The following is a 16,115-nucleotide window of genomic DNA, read 5'->3' as shown; positions in this document are numbered from 1 at the left end:
GATATAATGGTATTTATAATTATAGCAGTTCGTTATTTATCATGCATTTATCATAAGTTCTTTTGTACTTATTTTTAAAATGGTATATTTATAATGGAAAGTAATAAAGTAAGGAGACTGCAGTCATGAGTAATGATTCACATTTGGTTGAGACAATTATTGAATCCAATGATATTTTTAAAGGCAGGGTCATTGATGTAAAACATGAAAAAGTAAGGCTGCCTGATAATAATACTTCCTACCGGGAAATTGCATATCATAAAGGTGCAGTTGCACTGATTGCAGTTTATAATGATTACATGTACTTTGTCAGACAGTACCGTCTTGCGACCCGTGAAGTGCTTCTCGAGGTGCCTGCCGGGAAAATAGAAATTGGTGAAGAACCATCAGTAACTGCAAAAAAAGAACTAAAAGAAGAGATCGGGGCAGTCAGTGAAGACATTTCGCTTGTATCGGAATTTTATGCTGCACCGGGGTTTTCAAATGAATACATCCGTCTGTTTCATGCAAAAAATCTTTCATTTGAAGCACAGGCATTGGAAGATGACGAGTTTTTGGATGTTGTTAAAATTCATGTAGATGAACTGCCTGGTTATATTACAGAAAATAAAATTAAAGATGCTAAAACGTTAATTGCTGTACAATATGTAATCAGTCAATTAAGATAACATTCTATTATTTATAATTATTATAAATAAACTTTTAAAAACCGTCGATTTCCGTTATAATATGGATGATAAACAGTAAAGTAGGTGGCGTCGTGGAACAACGTATACAAAAAATTAAAGAAGCACTTCATGATGCTCGTTACAAATTAACACCACAGCGTGAAGTGACTGTCAGGGTCTTACTTGAAAATGAAAGTGATCATTTAAGCGCTGAAGATGTATTTATGAAAGTAAAAGACAAGTATCCTGAGATTGGTCTTGCAACCGTCTACCGTACGCTTGAATTACTAAATGAACTTAAAGTTCTGGACAAAATTAATTTTGGTGACGGTGTGGCGAGATATGACCTCAGAAAAGAGGGTGCAAAGCATTCACATCACCATCTCGTCTGCATCAAATGCGGTTCTGTCGAGGAAATCGAAGAAGATCTCCTTCCGGAAGTTGAAAATATTGTAGAACGGGATTATCAATTTCAAATTACAGACCACCGTTTAACTTTTCACGGGATATGCAGAAACTGCAGTAATGAGGAAGACAACAATGATTGAACATAATATCACTGAATATATTACCTTTTTAAAAATTGAAAAGGGATTAAGTACTGCATCAATAGATTCATACAAACAGGATTTAAAACATTATTTACACTTCCTTGAGTCAAACAACATTAAAAATGTTGATGATATTGACTCAAATACATTAATTTTATTTTTAAAGTCATTGCGGGAAAAAGGAATGAGTGCGAAAACAGTGACCCGCATTCAGTCAACGCTGCGTAATTTTCACCAGTTTATGCTGAATGAAAACCTGTCTTCACATAATCCGGCTACACGTCTTCTTGCAGTTAAAGAAGAAAAAAAACTGCCTGAGTATCTCTCAGTAGAAGAAATGGAAACACTCTTAAATACACCCGATGATTCACTTGCAGGAAAAAGAGATAAGGCGATGATGGAACTTTTATATGCTTCAGGGATACGTGTCAGTGAGCTCATTGGCATTGCTGTCACTGAAGTTAATAATGACATGGGCTTTATCCGTGTAAGAGGGAAGGGCAGTAAAGAAAGAATCGTTCCAATTACGGATTATGTTGCAAAACTGCTTGCTGAATATATTAAGGACGTCCGAATCTCACTTTTAAAAGAGGATAATACTGACAGCCTTTTTATTACCAACAGGGGTAAAGGGTTCACGAGGCAGGGATTATGGAAAACAATTAAAAAGTATGAGACACTGAGCGGGATTGACCGCAGGATTACACCCCATACATTCAGGCACTCATTTGCAACGCATTTAATTGAAAACGGAGCGGATTTAAGAGCCGTTCAGGAAATGCTCGGCCACTCCGACATTAGTACCACGCAGATCTATACTCAGATATCTGCAACAAAAATACGTGAAATGTACAAGCAGTTTCACCCCAGAAAGTAGGAGATAATATGTTTAATAGAATACATTTAATTGTTTTGGATTCAGTCGGTATTGGTGCTGCGCCGGATGCCGAAGAGTTTGGTGATGCAGGGACACATACATTAAAACATACTTTGAACGCGTTCCCTGTTAAACTTCCTAATCTTGAATCACTGGGACTCGGGTGTATTGATACACTGCCGGGAATTGGATGCCCGGAAACAACAGAAGCTTTTTACAGTAAGATGCAGGAGGTTTCACGCGGAAAAGATACAATGACCGGCCACTGGGAAATTGCCGGTTTAAACATTACGGAACCATTTAAAGTATATCCAGACGGTTTCCCGGAAGAACTGCTTGATAAAATTAAAAAAGCAACCGGAAGAGGTATTGTCGGCAACAAACCTGCCAGTGGAACTGAAATCATCAAAGAATACGGAGAAGAACAGATGAAGACAGGCGATTTAATCGTCTATACTTCCAATGACCCTGTACTGCAGATTGCTGCAAATGAAGACGTCATTCCTCTTGAAGAACTTTATGAGATTTGTGAGAAAGTCCGTGAAATGACTAAAGACCCTGAATTCTTAGTGGGCAGAGTGATTGCCCGTCCATTTACCGGCAGCAGTAAAGAGACGTTCACACGTACTGAAAACAGACATGATTATGCGCTTGAACCATTTGGAAAAACAGTATTGAACGCACTTGAAGACAATGGCAATGATGTTGTCGCTATTGGTAAAATCAATGATATTTTCACCGGTTCCGGTGTGACAGATTCCGTCCGAACTAAAAACAATATGGATGGTGTCGATAAACTTTTGGATGTCCTGGACACAGACTTTAACGGCTTGTCATTTTTAAATCTTGTTGATTTTGATGCAATGTTCGGTCACCGCCGAGATCCTGAAGGATACAGTAAAGCACTTGAGGCTTTTGATGAAAGGCTGCCTGAGATTTACAGTAAACTGCGGGAAGATGATTTATTAATTATTACTGCAGATCACGGGAATGACCCGACCTATAAAGGAACGGATCACACGCGTGAATACGTACCGCTTCTAATTAAGGCCGGCCGTGATATGAATTATAAACAAATCAGACAAAGCAATACGTTTGCCGACCTTGCTGCTACAATTGCTGAAAATTTCAACATCAATTATGAAACACATGGAGACAGCTTGTATCAGGAGCTGACTGCAGATGAAAAATAAATACTTTACTTTTATATTTATCCTCGTTTTCGCTATCATCTGGGGACTGGTTTACTGGATATTTATTGTATAGCTGAAAGCACCCGCTCCGGGTGCTTTTTAATTTGTCAGTGTTTTCCTTATTGTGTATATTGTAATTACTACAGTCCGTCAGCCGGCTCAATTATAATAGGGAGGCGTATACATTGATATTTTTTCTAATCATTTTTATATGGGGATTCAGCGAAGCTGTCTGGTTTTTCATCATACCAGACGTTATTTTATCTTTATATGCACTCCGTTCCAGGACACTTCAACGTGTTTTCACTGCGAACATCATCTGTCTCTCAGGCGCGCTTCTCGGCGGTGCATTCATATACATATTCAGCTCTCTAAACGGCGATACTGTCCGTTCACTCATGCTTTATATTCCTGCAGTTCATGGATATATGTTTGACAGTATCAATGAAAATATGGCATCAAATACTTTTAATGCATTAATTACCGGACCGTTATTTGGTCTCCCTTATAAATTATTTGCTTCAGAGGCACCTGAATATACAAATATATTTATGTTCCTCCTTTTCAGTATTCCCGCACGTTTAATCCGCTTTTTACTGGTTTCTTTAACTGCTTTTTTTCTCTCCCGCGTCGTTTTTAAAAATTTGAGCATGAAACTGAAAATCGGCATCTGGTCTTTAGTCTGGATTGTCGTTTATATCATTTACTTCAGCATCCATAGTTTTTAATTTCAATAGTTTTCACAATAAAATATTGACTTAGTGATTTTATGACCTGTATAATCCATATTTAATTAGTAGGATATTAGAGGAGGGACATTTTTAAATGAAAGTAAACGTCTCAGCAGTAAATAAATCATTCTCCAAAAATAAGCAGCAGCCGCTGAAAGTGCTTGAAAATATTGATTTTTCAATTTCAGATGGTGAATTTGTATCAATTCTCGGACCTTCAGGGTGCGGGAAATCGACTATTCTAAAGTTGATTGCAGGACTCGATATACCAACTTCCGGAGAAATTGAAGTAAATAAAAAAACTGTGACAGGACCCGGCACCGACAGGGTCGTCGTCTTTCAGGAAGGCGGCTTGTTTCCATGGATGTCAGTAATCGGCAATGTCATGTACGGACTAAAATTAAAGAAAATCTCAAAACATGAAGCTGAAAAAAGAGCGATGGACGGGCTTAAGATGGTACATCTTGCAAAGTTTAAAGATGCCTATCCTCATGAGCTTTCCGGAGGAATGAAGCAGCGTGTCGCGATAGCACGTTCCCTCGTTATGGATCCTGATGTACTTTTAATGGACGAACCCTTTGCAGCTCTTGATGAACAAACCCGGCTGGTTCTTCATCAGGAATTACAGAAAATCTGGGAAGAGACAGGGAAAACGATTATTTTTATCACACATAATATAAGAGAAGCATTGACACTCAGTGACAGAGTATTGCTTATGAGCACACGCCCCGGAAGAATTAAAAAAGAATTTAAAGTTCAGTCTGCACGACCGCGTGATCCTTCCGATAGTGTCATCGTTGACCTGGAACGCAGAGTAATGGATGAGCTGGAAGAAGAAATGCAGAAAGTACTGAAGGAGGAATTTGGTGATGACTACAGCTTTAAGACGCGTGATATTCGTGATCGTGATCGTTACGATTTGGGAAGTCATATCTAAACTTGGGTTTTTCCCGACGTTCATGTTTCCACCTTTAGTAATACCAAATGACCCCGGTGGTGTTACAGTCCTGAAAACTTTATTCAGTGGAATTATTTCCGGGCAGATTATTACGGCAACAGGTATCACACTTGGCAGACTTCTAATTGGATTTTCAATAGCCATTGTTCTCGGCCTTACTTTTGGTTTTCTGATTGCAAAATATAAGTGGGTTGACGATACACTTGGCTTTTTCGTTACCGCACTGCAGTCCATCCCGAGTATCGTATGGTTCCCTCTGGCTATTGTATGGTTTGGTCTTGGAAACACAGCGATTTTGTTTATTGTCGCAATCGGCGCCACGTGGACAATGACTGTAAATGCAAGCACAGGTTTTAAAAATGTCCCGAAAATATATTTGAATGCAGCAGAAACACTCGGCTCATCAGGACTCCACCTGGCAAGAACGGTCATTTTCCCGGCTTCTTTACCGCATATTATTTCAGGACTGCGTGTTGCATGGGCATTTGCATGGCGGGCTATTATGGCAGGGGAGCTTCTCGGTTCAACGGGCGGTCTCGGTTACCTGCTTGATATGGGCCGTTCACTGCAGGCGATGGATCTTGTTCTGTCAATTATGATTATTATTGGTATTATCGGTACAATCATTGATAACTTTGTCTTCCTGAGAATTGAACGAAAAGTATCTGAACGATTCGGGCTTGGTAGATAGAAGAGGGGGTGGAAGTACAGATGAGAAAAAGATATATATTCATATTGTTGTCTCTTGCAGTGTTTCTTAGCGGATGCGGAAGTTATGAAGAAAAAAATGACGAAATCAGAATTGCATACTTTCCAAATTTCACACACATTACAACAATTGTCGCTTTAGAAAAGGGTTATTTTGAAGAGGAATTCGGTCACTCAGTCAATATTGAAACCATGACATTTCCGAACGGCAGTTCATTTATGGAGGCAATGTCCACAAACGAATTTGATATCGGTACTGTCGGGCCAACACCTGCTACAACCACTTATACCCGCTACCCGGAACATGAAATTATTCTGGGTGCCGCAAATGGAGGTGCTGTACTGGTTTCCGGAGAAAATTCAGGAATTGAGAGTGTAGAGGATCTTGACGGCAAACGTGTGGCTGTTCCAACTATCGGATCTACACAGGATATACAACTTAGGTATGAATTGGCAGAAGTTGGACTTCAGCTCGAGGATGCCGGCGGTACAGTTAAGCTTGTCCCCCAGGCACCGGCGGATACATCTTCTCTTTTGATACAGGAAAATGTTGATGCTGCTGCAACACAGGAACCGTGGGGTGTCTATATGGAGCATCAGGCCAATGCTGACATTATACAGGATGAGACAGAGTTTGGCTGGGGCACTGAATCCACAACAACAGTGGTTGCAGCCAGAAAATCTTTTACTGAAGCAAATCCAGGACTTACAGAAGACTACACAAGAGCCCATATTAAAGCAGTAGAATTTATTGAAGAAAATGAAGAGGAAGCTGTTCAAATATTTATCAGTCATATGCATGAACTAACAGGGGAGGAACTGGACTTTGATGAAACACTCAAAGCATCCAGACGCCTTTCACCTTCATATGATATCAATGAAGAAGTAATGCAGGATATGGCAGATATTAGTTATGAGGCTCATTATATCCCTACAAATGATATTAATGGACTGGTTAACCTTGAATTCCTTGAAAGAGTATTGAAAGAAAATGAAGAGTAAAGAGACAGCGCCCGCTGTTTCTTTACTCTTCTCTGTTTTTATTCTTAAGCGACTGCAGCCTTTCCGCAATTACCGGAGCTCTGTCCCGCATTTTATGTTTGTGAACGGTCTGTTCATCCAGAACTTTCAGATTATCTATAAACACTTTAAAGGTTTCAGGCGATGCTTCAGGCATTATCAATTCTTGCAGCATCAAGAAATATTCACACGAAAGAGGGAACTCTATCACCTTGAAGTTTACATAATTAATATTATGTAAACGATTTTCAAAAACTTCTACAGCATTTTCCGACAAGCCGTACTTCCTCAGTATAAAAGGGGCCTCCTGAAATAATTTTAAGGCTCTTTTGTATGATGTTTCTGCACCAGAGAGGTTACCGCGTCTGTAATGATATTCTGCTGTTGCAATCAAAATTAAAAAAACTTCCGGATCTTTCTTAGTGAATCTCTCTTTTTCTTTCCATTGTTCTTCCATGATTTCATGGCATTCAAAGTAATCTTGCTTTATAATAAATTCGTTGTAGAAATTTAAAAGGTGTGTCTGATGCATACGACTCACTCCAGTATTTGAGGTAATATTTTATGAAAACTTATGAAGTCAGGCTCGATGTCTTCGAAGGTCCGCTCGATTTATTATTACATTTAATCAAGGAACTTGAGATTGATATTAATGATATTCCTATGGCTGTTTTAACCCGGCAGTATATGGATTACATTGAACAAATGAAAGATCTGGAAATCAATATCGCGAGCGAATACCTGGTTATGGCAAGTGAACTCCTTAAAATTAAAAGTTTTATGCTGCTCCCGGAACCTGCCCATCTTGAGGAGGATTTTGAAGATCCAAGAGAGCGGTTGATGGAACAATTATTAGAATATCAGAATTTTAAAGCCTATGCGAATGAACTTGAGAAACTGAAAGCGGAACAGGACAAGATTTTTATCAAACCGCCCCATGAGCTGGATGAATCTGAGGAAGACCAGATTTCTTCATTGGATATAAATGATTTAATCGAAGCCTATCAAAAAGTGAAGAGACGTATTATCCTGGATGTGCCGAGGGCTGTTACTGTGCGGCGTGAGGTAATCTCGAGAGAAGAAGCTGAGCATTTTATCTTTAATAAATTCAATTCCAAAAATAAAATTCATTTCACAGATATGTTTTCATTCAATGAATCAAAACCGATGATTGTTGCAGTATTTGTCACTATTTTGGAAATGATTAAAAGCAAAGATATTTCAATCAGTCTTCACGACGATGGGAATTATGAATTTGAGAGGGTATAATCGTATGGAAAAGATAGATATTATTGAAGGTCTGCTGTATGTTGCGGGTGATCTCGGGCTGAATGAAAAACAATTGATTGAACATGTGCCGATTACAAGAGAACAGCTATACAATGAAGTGGAAAAATTTAATAAACCGCATTTACTCATTTCATATCATGACGACATGTTTTATTTAACAACATCAAAGTCAATGGAGAAGTATATAAACCGTCTCCTTTCAGACAAACCGAAGGGCAGACTGTCACAGGCTTCTTTAGAAGTATTATCAATCATTGCCTACAATCAGCCTGTATCAAGAAGTGATGTTGAAGAATTAAGAGGCATCGCATCTGACGGTCCGGTTTCAACACTTGTGAATAAAGGGCTAATCAAAAAAACACAGGTTGAGGATGAGCGGGCAAACTATTTTGTTACAACGGAACATTTTCTGCAGGTATTTGGATTGAAAACGATTAACGATCTGCCGGAACAGGAAGATGAAAAAGAACAAGAAGAAATGGAACTGTTTTTCAACAGTCTCCAGACGGAGGAAAAAAATGACTGAAATCAGATTACAAAAAGCAATAGCAAATAGTGGCGTGACTTCGAGACGTAAAGCAGAAGTGCTTATTACTGAAGGGCGTGTCAGTGTGAATGACGAAATCGTGACTGAACTAGGAACTAAAGTTACCCGCAGTGATAAAATTGAAGTGGACGGCGTCCTCATTACTAAAGAAGATAAAGTATATATTCTGTACTATAAGCCTGCAGGTGAAATTTCTGCTGTAGAAGATAACCGGGGACGCTCGACAGTAACAGACCTGTTTACCGAGCTCGGAAAGCGTGTGTATCCTGTCGGTCGTCTGGACTATGATACGTCTGGAATATTAATCCTGACAAATGACGGAGAGTTTACGCAATATATGACACATCCCAAATATGAAGTGACAAAAACTTACCGTGTAAAAGTCGACGGTATATTAAAACGTCATGAGCAAAAGCAGATGGAATCCGGAATTATGCTGGAAGATGGAAAAACTGCACCTTCCGAAGTCAATGTCATCCGTGATAAAAAGAATAAAAATATGATTCTCGAAGTAACGCTTCATGAAGGTCGTAACAGGCAGGTACGCCGCATGTTTGAACACTTCGGCTTAAAAGTTTTAAAGTTAACCCGCGTAAATTATGATTTCCTGAACCTTGAAGGACTGGGAGAAGGAGAATACCGCTACTTAAAACCACACGAAATTAAAAAGCTTGTTGCCAACGCAAAAGCCTGATTCATCATTAAAGTGTCATAATACTGTCATATCGGTGATTTTTATTAAATGATATAATTATTGAATGAATGGCTGAAAAAAGGTGTGATACAGATTGAAGAAACAAACGAGAAATTTAATGAGAATTATTATTATTGTTGTTGTATTAGTTCTTATCGGTCTTACATTATGGTTTAATCTGACTTCTGATAATCAGACTGTTGCTGTCGGTGACGAGGCAGTTGATTTCCAACTTGAAACACTTGATGGTGAAGAACTGCAGTTATCGGAAGTACTCGGTGATAAAGGGGTCATTTTAAATTTCTGGGGCACCTGGTGTAAACCTTGCCGTGAAGAAATGCCTGACCTTCAAAATATATATTCCGAAGGCCATGAAGATGTAGAGATCATTGCTGTCAATGTAGCAGAAGGTCCGCAGCAGATTAACCAATTCTTATCCGGTCTTCCGGTTGATTTAACATTCCCGATTGCACTTGATCAAAACAGAGATGTCGTCAGTGCGTATCAAATCGGTCCTTTACCAACAACTGTGGCCATTGATTCAGAGGGCACAGTTGTTAAAAAACAGGAATATCAGTTGACTGAGGAAGATATCCGGGAATTTATTAAAGAAGCTTCAGAATAGGGTGAGATTTAATGGAACTGAAAGAAATCAAATGTGAATCGTGCGGACATGTCAATCCGCCCGGTACACAGCTGTGTCAATCATGCGGTAAGATGATTAACAGTGATTATGATAAGAAAAAAATAAAAGATGTCATGCGTTATGACGGCAGTGCCATCCGCTCAAAAACACGTTCTAAAAGTATTTTTGATAAAATATGGATTTTCTTTACATCGATTAAAGTCGGTGTGACCATTATCTTATTGATTGCGATTGCTGCTGCAGTCGGCACAATTTTCCCTCAGGAATATTTTATTCCTATAGGTGTTAACCCTGCCGACTACTACGATGAAAATTACGGTACTCTCGGACGATTGTACTATGAACTCGGATTCCACAATTTATACTCTTCCTGGTGGTTCATATTAATGAACGGTATGCTTGCTTTGTCTATTATCGCAGCATCCATTGACAGAGGCATTCCGCTGTATAAATCATTGAAAAATCAAAGAGTCAAAAAACACCCGTCATATTTTAAAAGACAGCGTGTCACTTTCGAAGATACTGATCGTTCAAATGTTGACGCAGTACTTCAGTCTTTAAAAAATAAGCGATATAAAATACGCAGTGACGGAAACCATCATCTTCTTGAGAAAGGGCGGCTGTCGAGGTGGGGACCTTATATCAACCACACCGGACTGATTATTTTATTAATCGGCAGCATGCTCAGATTCTTTCCGGATATGTACATTGATGAAATCATATACATACAAGAAGGCGAGACTGCCCAGGTACCGGAAACTGACGGTCAGTATTATGTAGAAAATAATGGTTTTACTCTGGATACTTATGATGAAGACAGCGGTACAGTGTTCGATGAAACACTGCAGCAGTCGAATGAAATGATCATCAGTAATTTCCAGACGGATATTACATTTTATGAAAATCAAAATAACGATGTTGTCGGTGCTTCACCGGACTTAGTTGAAATTGCTGAAGACAGTATCCGTGTGAACCATCCTTTCCGATTTGAAAACTTTGAACTGTATCAGTCAAGTTATGATGATTCACAGATGAAGTCCATGACATTCAGACTTGAAGATTCAGAGGGTAATGATGTCGGTGAGCAGTTTACTGTAGATCTTGATAATACAGAAGACAGTTACGATGTCGGCGACGGCTTCGAAATAAAAATGCGTGCATTTGCACCGGACTTTCTGGAAATTGGAGAAAACGGCACATTGATTTCCGAAACACCTGTTGCAAGAAATCCTGCTTTTGTTTTTGAAGTCACTGACGGCGAACAATCCGAACTCAGTCTGCTCCAGATTATGAATTCAAACGAAATTACTGAAGGTAATGAATACTCCATACGCTTTGTTGAAGCAGAGAACCATATGGCTTCAGTATTAACTTTGAAAAAGGATGTAACCATCCCGATCATTGCAACAGGGTTTATCATCTTCCTTATCGGACTCTTCATTGGTTCTTATGTCAATCACAGAAGAATCTGGATTAATGCTGAAGACGGCTTTATATTAAGTGCGCATACAAATAAGAACTATTTTGGATTGAAGAAAGATCTGAATACTGCGCTTACTGAAAATAACTATAATGAGGTTCACGATAAAGTTGAGGAAGAAGAAAATAATAAAGAGGGTAAGGAGTAGTTAACAAATGGATTCAATATTTCTATCAGCCAGCGACTGGCTTTTATATACCGCTTTCCTGCTTCTCCTGGTGTCACTTGTGCCGCTGGGAATAAGCTTCAAAGCCAGAAGTAAAAAACCTGAAAAAATTGCAATCACAATGATTATAGTTGCTTTCATTTTTCAGGTACTGTATTTCGTTTTGAGATGGACTGCGACCGGTCATGCGCCTGTTTCAAACATGTATGAATTTATCGCAACGTTCTCTATTATGATGATCGGCGGATTTTTAGTCACCTATTTTTATTTTAAGACTAAAATTATCGGTGTATTTGCGATTCCGCTGTCTCTTCTGTTAATCGGATACGGAAGTCTCTTCTCTACAGATGCAGCACCACTGATACCTGCACTGCAGAGCAGCTGGCTTGCGATACATGTTATTACAGTGACATTGTCCTACGGTATTCTCTCAATGAGTGCTGTTGCCGGTTTAATTTATCTCTTAAAAGCAATACCTGCCGACGAAAAATCAAAACGTGCATCTGCACTCGAAATGATTATGGCATTGATTGTAACTATTCTGGTATACATCGCTACGACTGTTGTCATGCAGGGAATTGTCGGATACAATGATGAATTCTACTACACTGACCAGCAGGGACAAAACGTTGTTGCAGAGTATCATCTGCCGAGTCTTGTAAACTATCAGGATGCTGTTGCTGTCGAAAATGCAGGGGAAAATAATTATGAACCTACTGAGCACTTCCATACAGGAATCGACCTGCCTCCGATTATCAATGCACAATCATTGAACACTGTCGTATGGTCGATTATACTTGGGGTAATCGTATATGGTATTATCCGCCTGATTCTTAGAAAACGAATCATTGCCCTGTTAAAACCTTTATCCAATAAAGCGGATTTACACTTGATGGATGAAATTGGTTATCGTTCAGTCATTATCGGATTCCCGATATTTGCACTCGGCGGAATATTCTTTGCTGCAATCTGGGCACAGATCGCATGGAGCAGATTCTGGGGCTGGGACCCTAAAGAAACATGGGCATTTATCACATTTATGTTTTATACTATTTTCCTGCATTTACGTTTGAACAGGGGATATGAAGGCGAGAAATCCGCATGGCTTGCTGTTATCGGCTTCCTGCTTATCATATTTAATTTAATCGCGATTAACTTAATCGTTGCAGGTCTTCATTCATACGCATAATATGAAAAGAGGGTTATAATGACAGAAAAAATATTAATTGTGGATGATGAAGAACGTATCCGCAAACTGCTCAATATGTATTTGGCTCGTGAAAATTATGAAATTACTGAAGCTGAAAATGGAAAACAGGCGCTTGAACTTGCTTTAAATGAAGAGTTCAACTGTATACTGCTTGACCTTATGATGCCTGAACTTGACGGCATTGAAGTTGCTAAAAGTCTCAGAAAAGAAAAATCCACACCGATTATTATGCTGACGGCAAAAGGCGAAGAAAATAATCGTGTTGAAGGGTTTGAAGTCGGAGCGGATGACTACATCGTAAAACCTTTCTCCCCAAGAGAAGTGGTTTTACGTGTCAAAGCAATTTTAAGACGCTCATCAGAAACAGCATTTATAGAAAAAGATGCGACAGCGAAAGATGTCATTGTCTATGATCATTTAGTTATAGACAACGATGCGCACCGGGTCATTGCAGATGATAAACGAGTTAATTTGACACCTAAAGAATATGAGCTGCTGCTGTTTCTTGCTAAAAGTCCGGATAAGGTTTTTGAACGTGAGGAATTATTGAAAGAAGTTTGGCACTATGACTTCTACGGGGATTTAAGAACAGTGGATACTCATGTTAAACGGCTTAGAGAAAAACTCAATAAGGTCTCACCGGAGGCGAGCCGTATGATTCATACAGTCTGGGGTATCGGTTATAAATTTGAGGTTAATGAATCATGAAATTTTTCAACAGTGTCGTTACAAAACTGTGGTTCACCATCATACTGATGGTAACTGCAGTTTTAATTATATTAACAATCATTTTAAGCTTTTATTTTAGAAACTATGTGCTGAACTCAACCGAATCAATACTTGAAGAAGATTTACACCGTGTAGAGGAACTAATTTTGAGAGAGCATGATGTAGACGGGCTCGATTCAGTACAGCTGCTTCATGAAGATAACCTGATTCTTTACACTGACAACCGAACAATCACCCCGACAAATCAGATTGAACAGGAAATTCAAAATTATGTAAGGCAGCTCGATACGAGGGAAACGACTGTCATTATCGATGATATTTTTGATCATTCGTATATGGTTAAAATCTCATATTTGGATACGTTTCTGGATGATTCTCCGGTAATTATTAAGTACCGGGATCTTGAAGTCATTAATGAATCTATAATAGGCATTACATTAATTACAATTATCAGCGGCGGTATTATTTTCATACTGACTACATTTTTCGCCTTCTTTTTAATCAGCAGAATTACGCGTCCATTGATAAATTTGAAGCGTTCATCTTTCAAAACTGCACAAGGTACATACAATAAATTAGAAGTTCTGAGCAGAGATGAAATCGGGGAATTGACCCTCGCATTTAATAAAATGAATGATGATATTGAAAAAAATATTGCGATGGTCGTCCACGAACGAAACCTGAGGGAACAAATCTTCAACTCCATGGATGAAGGTGTTCTTTACTTTAATGATTCATTCGAACTTCTGTACTCTAATCAAAAGGGCGCTGAAATGTATGAAAATTTAAAATCTTATCCTGAAGAGGCACCTTTAGTACAGGATAATGTCCGGGAAGTAATGACAGAGAAGTCAGGCCATATTGAGCGGATTGAATTAGACTCAGATCACTATCAACTGTCCTACACACCGGTTGAAATCACAGATTCATCATATGGTGTCATCATATTAATCAGAAATATCACCCAGGAAGTAAATACGGAGAAAATGCGCTCTGAATTTATTGCCAATGTGTCCCACGAACTGAAAACACCAATGGTTATGCTCAGCGGCTACTCAGAAGCACTGCTTGATGATGTCGTTTCCGATCCGGAAGAGGTTAAAGAGATGGTCGGTATCATTAAAGATGAATCTGACAGAATGAATAAAATGGTTAATGAATTAATCGGCCTCGCACGTATGGAAGCTGAAAGCGGCATGATTCATAAATCGTCTAATGATTTCATGGCACTGCTTTCAAAACTTGCCTTTAAATTCAAGCATGATATTAAGGAAAACGACATTTCACTTAATATAAATACACCTCACGACTCAGTTATTTTCAACTTTGATTATGATAAGATGGAAAATGTGGTGAACAACCTGCTTGATAATGCAATAAGATATACATCACCCGGGGATTCTATTACTATAGATGTAAGTATAGAAGATGATATCACTATTCTTATTTCAGACACAGGTACAGGAATAAAAAAAGAGCATCAAAACCGGATTTTTGAAAGATTTTATAAAGTGGATGAATCCAGAACACGCGGAAAACACGGTACCGGCCTCGGTTTGTACATTGTCAAAAGCATCATTGAAAGTCATGGAGGAAGCATCAAACTTGAAAGTGAATTTGGTGTCGGATCTACATTTATTATCAAATTTCCTAAACAGTAGGAGGAGAAAACTATGGAGAAACAACGTTTGAGAAAATTAATTATCATCAGCATACTTTCTTCTTTATCATTTATACTTATGCTTATCAAATTCCCGATTCCGTTTCTGCCGCCGTATCTGACCGTTGATTTTTCAGATATCCCGGCATTTATCGCCTTTATGCTTTTCGGCGGCGCTGCTGGTTCACTTGTAATTATATTTAAAATTGTGATTTACGGGCTGCTCGCTGCCAGTGAACCCATTGGTCCGATAGCGAATATGCTGGCTTCGTTCTCACTTTTACTGCCGATTTATTTTATTTATATGAGAAGGCCTTCTAAAAAAGCACTGATTACCGGCTTTATCGTCGGCACTGCTGCTTTAACTGTAATGCTTGCTGTACTTAATTATTTTGTACTGCTGCCAATGTACGGTATGATTATTGATCAGACTGATATCATCAATAATTTAAGAGTAATTATCACTGCCGGGATTATCCCCTTTAATATTATAAAAGGAATTCTCGTGTCTGTTGTTGGATTTATTATCTACTTAAAATTACTCCCTAAGTTAAGAAATTTATAAAAAAAGAGGCCGTGCGGCCTCTTTTTATTATTCAAATTTGAGTGCGTCACCGTCAAACGGTTCTTCTGCAAGCTTAATTGAGTCTGTCGGACAACCGTCAAACGCATCTTCCAAATCTTCATATAGTTCTTCAGGTACAGCTTTTATTCCTTTATTATCATCCAGAATAACATAAGCGATACCATCATCATCGTAATCATATATATCAGGTGCTGCCGCTCCGCAGGCACCGCAGGCAATACAAGTATCCATATCCACAATTGTGTACTTCTTCAGTTCCATACTTTCATCTTCACCTCTTATCCATAAATACATATTATATTGTAAGTCCTATCATATCCTTTTTCAAATAAATTCACACAAATGTAATAACATTCAAACTTACGGCGTATAAGACTTTAATTTATATGATAATCATAATA

Annotated in this window: 19 protein-coding genes; 17 read left to right on the top strand and 2 right to left on the bottom strand. The window is 38.6% G+C overall.

The window, feature by feature from the left end; translation table 11 throughout:
• Window positions 1–125: 125 nt before the first annotated feature.
• From ACFSX4_RS02820 to ACFSX4_RS02785, 8 genes are all read left to right on the top strand, one after another.
• A complete protein-coding gene (locus ACFSX4_RS02820; RefSeq protein WP_377771336.1) occupies window positions 126–668 on the top strand; it encodes an NUDIX hydrolase in 543 nt (180 codons plus the stop codon).
• A 92-nt stretch (window positions 669–760) separates the two neighbouring features.
• Window positions 761–1,216 (top strand): ferric iron uptake transcriptional regulator, encoded by a 456-nt coding sequence (gene fur, locus ACFSX4_RS02815; protein WP_377771334.1) that lies wholly within the window; start codon window positions 761–763, stop codon window positions 1,214–1,216.
• Window positions 1,212–2,096, top strand: a complete 885-nt coding sequence (gene xerD / locus ACFSX4_RS02810; protein WP_377773423.1) for a site-specific tyrosine recombinase XerD — start codon at window positions 1,212–1,214, stop codon at window positions 2,094–2,096. Before fur ends, xerD begins: the two co-directional genes overlap by 5 nt.
• A gap of 8 nt (window positions 2,097–2,104) precedes the next feature.
• Window positions 2,105–3,289, top strand: coding sequence for a phosphopentomutase (gene deoB, locus ACFSX4_RS02805; protein WP_377771332.1), 1,185 nt, complete (start codon window positions 2,105–2,107; stop codon window positions 3,287–3,289).
• 185 nt (window positions 3,290–3,474) lie between these two features.
• The gene (locus ACFSX4_RS02800) at window positions 3,475–4,017 is read left to right on the top strand and encodes a hypothetical protein (RefSeq protein WP_377771330.1); all 543 of its coding nucleotides are present in this window, start codon (window positions 3,475–3,477) and stop codon (window positions 4,015–4,017) included.
• 97 nt (window positions 4,018–4,114) lie between these two features.
• Entirely contained in the window at window positions 4,115–4,957 is an 843-nt protein-coding gene (locus tag ACFSX4_RS02795) for an ABC transporter ATP-binding protein (protein WP_377771328.1), read from the top strand.
• Window positions 4,890–5,669 (top strand): ABC transporter permease, encoded by a 780-nt coding sequence (locus ACFSX4_RS02790; protein ID WP_377771326.1) that lies wholly within the window; start codon window positions 4,890–4,892, stop codon window positions 5,667–5,669. The genes ACFSX4_RS02795 and ACFSX4_RS02790 overlap by 68 nt, the downstream gene beginning before the upstream one ends.
• Window positions 5,670–5,689: 20 nt before the next feature.
• Window positions 5,690–6,688: an ABC transporter substrate-binding protein gene (locus ACFSX4_RS02785; RefSeq protein WP_377771324.1), complete on the top strand. Its 999-nt coding sequence runs from the start codon at window positions 5,690–5,692 to the stop codon at window positions 6,686–6,688.
• Between the two features lie 22 nt (window positions 6,689–6,710).
• On the opposite strand, the gene ACFSX4_RS02780 is transcribed toward ACFSX4_RS02785, so the two are convergent.
• Complete coding sequence (locus tag ACFSX4_RS02780; protein WP_377771322.1) at window positions 6,711–7,238, bottom strand: DUF309 domain-containing protein; 528 nt, start codon at window positions 7,236–7,238, stop codon at window positions 6,711–6,713.
• 32 nt (window positions 7,239–7,270) lie between these two features.
• Between ACFSX4_RS02780 and ACFSX4_RS02775 the strand changes: the two genes are divergently transcribed.
• The 9 genes from ACFSX4_RS02775 (at window position 7,271) to ACFSX4_RS02735 (ending at window position 15,693) form a co-directional block, all read left to right on the top strand.
• Window positions 7,271–7,975, top strand: a complete 705-nt coding sequence (locus ACFSX4_RS02775) for a segregation and condensation protein A (RefSeq protein ID WP_377771320.1) — start codon at window positions 7,271–7,273, stop codon at window positions 7,973–7,975.
• Between the two features lie 4 nt (window positions 7,976–7,979).
• Window positions 7,980–8,522 (top strand): SMC-Scp complex subunit ScpB, encoded by a 543-nt coding sequence (gene scpB / locus ACFSX4_RS02770; RefSeq protein ID WP_377771318.1) that lies wholly within the window; start codon window positions 7,980–7,982, stop codon window positions 8,520–8,522.
• Window positions 8,515–9,237 (top strand): pseudouridine synthase, encoded by a 723-nt coding sequence (locus tag ACFSX4_RS02765; RefSeq protein WP_377771316.1) that lies wholly within the window; start codon window positions 8,515–8,517, stop codon window positions 9,235–9,237. The genes scpB and ACFSX4_RS02765 overlap by 8 nt, the downstream gene beginning before the upstream one ends.
• A gap of 94 nt (window positions 9,238–9,331) precedes the next feature.
• Window positions 9,332–9,862 carry a thiol-disulfide oxidoreductase ResA gene (gene resA / locus ACFSX4_RS02760; RefSeq protein ID WP_377771314.1) on the top strand — a complete coding sequence of 177 codons (531 nt, stop codon included), beginning with the start codon at window positions 9,332–9,334 and terminating at the stop codon, window positions 9,860–9,862.
• Window positions 9,863–9,873: 11 nt separating this feature from the next.
• Complete coding sequence (locus tag ACFSX4_RS02755; RefSeq protein WP_377771312.1) at window positions 9,874–11,511, top strand: cytochrome c biogenesis protein ResB; 1,638 nt, start codon at window positions 9,874–9,876, stop codon at window positions 11,509–11,511.
• A gap of 7 nt (window positions 11,512–11,518) precedes the next feature.
• Window positions 11,519–12,718: a c-type cytochrome biogenesis protein CcsB gene (ccsB, locus tag ACFSX4_RS02750; RefSeq protein ID WP_377771310.1), complete on the top strand. Its 1,200-nt coding sequence runs from the start codon at window positions 11,519–11,521 to the stop codon at window positions 12,716–12,718.
• Window positions 12,719–12,736: 18 nt separating this feature from the next.
• Window positions 12,737–13,447, top strand: a complete 711-nt coding sequence (locus ACFSX4_RS02745) for a response regulator (protein ID WP_377771308.1) — start codon at window positions 12,737–12,739, stop codon at window positions 13,445–13,447.
• Window positions 13,444–15,129 carry a HAMP domain-containing sensor histidine kinase gene (locus tag ACFSX4_RS02740; RefSeq protein ID WP_377771306.1) on the top strand — a complete coding sequence of 562 codons (1,686 nt, stop codon included), beginning with the start codon at window positions 13,444–13,446 and terminating at the stop codon, window positions 15,127–15,129. The genes ACFSX4_RS02745 and ACFSX4_RS02740 overlap by 4 nt, the downstream gene beginning before the upstream one ends.
• Before the next feature lie 12 nt (window positions 15,130–15,141).
• Window positions 15,142–15,693, top strand: a complete 552-nt coding sequence (locus tag ACFSX4_RS02735; protein WP_377771304.1) for an ECF transporter S component — start codon at window positions 15,142–15,144, stop codon at window positions 15,691–15,693.
• A 27-nt stretch (window positions 15,694–15,720) separates the two neighbouring features.
• On the opposite strand, the gene ACFSX4_RS02730 is transcribed toward ACFSX4_RS02735, so the two are convergent.
• Window positions 15,721–15,969, bottom strand: coding sequence for a ferredoxin (locus tag ACFSX4_RS02730; protein ID WP_377773421.1), 249 nt, complete (start codon window positions 15,967–15,969; stop codon window positions 15,721–15,723).
• Between the last annotated feature and the right edge of the window lie 146 nt (window positions 15,970–16,115).

This window comes from Corticicoccus populi, from assembly GCF_042686195.1.
Classification (GTDB): domain Bacteria; phylum Bacillota; class Bacilli; order Staphylococcales; family Salinicoccaceae; genus Corticicoccus; species Corticicoccus populi.
The sequence above is the reverse complement of the archived record's forward strand: the minus strand, read 5'-3'. Positions and strand labels throughout refer to the sequence as shown.

Excerpts from the sequence above, each read along its gene's own strand:
- ACFSX4_RS02820 (WP_377771336.1), top strand. The coding sequence starts at position 126 with ATGAGTAATGATTCACATTTGGTTGAGACAATTATTGAATCCAATGAT.
- deoB (WP_377771332.1), top strand. The coding sequence starts at position 2,105 with ATGTTTAATAGAATACATTTAATTGTTTTGGATTCAGTCGGTATTGGT.
- ACFSX4_RS02795 (WP_377771328.1), top strand. The coding sequence starts at position 4,115 with ATGAAAGTAAACGTCTCAGCAGTAAATAAATCATTCTCCAAAAATAAG.
- ACFSX4_RS02790 (WP_377771326.1), top strand. The coding sequence starts at position 4,890 with ATGACTACAGCTTTAAGACGCGTGATATTCGTGATCGTGATCGTTACG.
- ACFSX4_RS02785 (WP_377771324.1), top strand. The coding sequence starts at position 5,690 with ATGAGAAAAAGATATATATTCATATTGTTGTCTCTTGCAGTGTTTCTT.
- ACFSX4_RS02780 (WP_377771322.1), bottom strand. The coding sequence starts at position 7,238 with ATGCATCAGACACACCTTTTAAATTTCTACAACGAATTTATTATAAAG.
- ACFSX4_RS02775 (WP_377771320.1), top strand. The coding sequence starts at position 7,271 with ATGAAAACTTATGAAGTCAGGCTCGATGTCTTCGAAGGTCCGCTCGAT.
- scpB (WP_377771318.1), top strand. The coding sequence starts at position 7,980 with ATGGAAAAGATAGATATTATTGAAGGTCTGCTGTATGTTGCGGGTGAT.
- ACFSX4_RS02765 (WP_377771316.1), top strand. The coding sequence starts at position 8,515 with ATGACTGAAATCAGATTACAAAAAGCAATAGCAAATAGTGGCGTGACT.
- ACFSX4_RS02755 (WP_377771312.1), top strand. The coding sequence starts at position 9,874 with ATGGAACTGAAAGAAATCAAATGTGAATCGTGCGGACATGTCAATCCG.
- ccsB (WP_377771310.1), top strand. The coding sequence starts at position 11,519 with ATGGATTCAATATTTCTATCAGCCAGCGACTGGCTTTTATATACCGCT.
- ACFSX4_RS02745 (WP_377771308.1), top strand. The coding sequence starts at position 12,737 with ATGACAGAAAAAATATTAATTGTGGATGATGAAGAACGTATCCGCAAA.
- ACFSX4_RS02740 (WP_377771306.1), top strand. The coding sequence starts at position 13,444 with ATGAAATTTTTCAACAGTGTCGTTACAAAACTGTGGTTCACCATCATA.
- ACFSX4_RS02735 (WP_377771304.1), top strand. The coding sequence starts at position 15,142 with ATGGAGAAACAACGTTTGAGAAAATTAATTATCATCAGCATACTTTCT.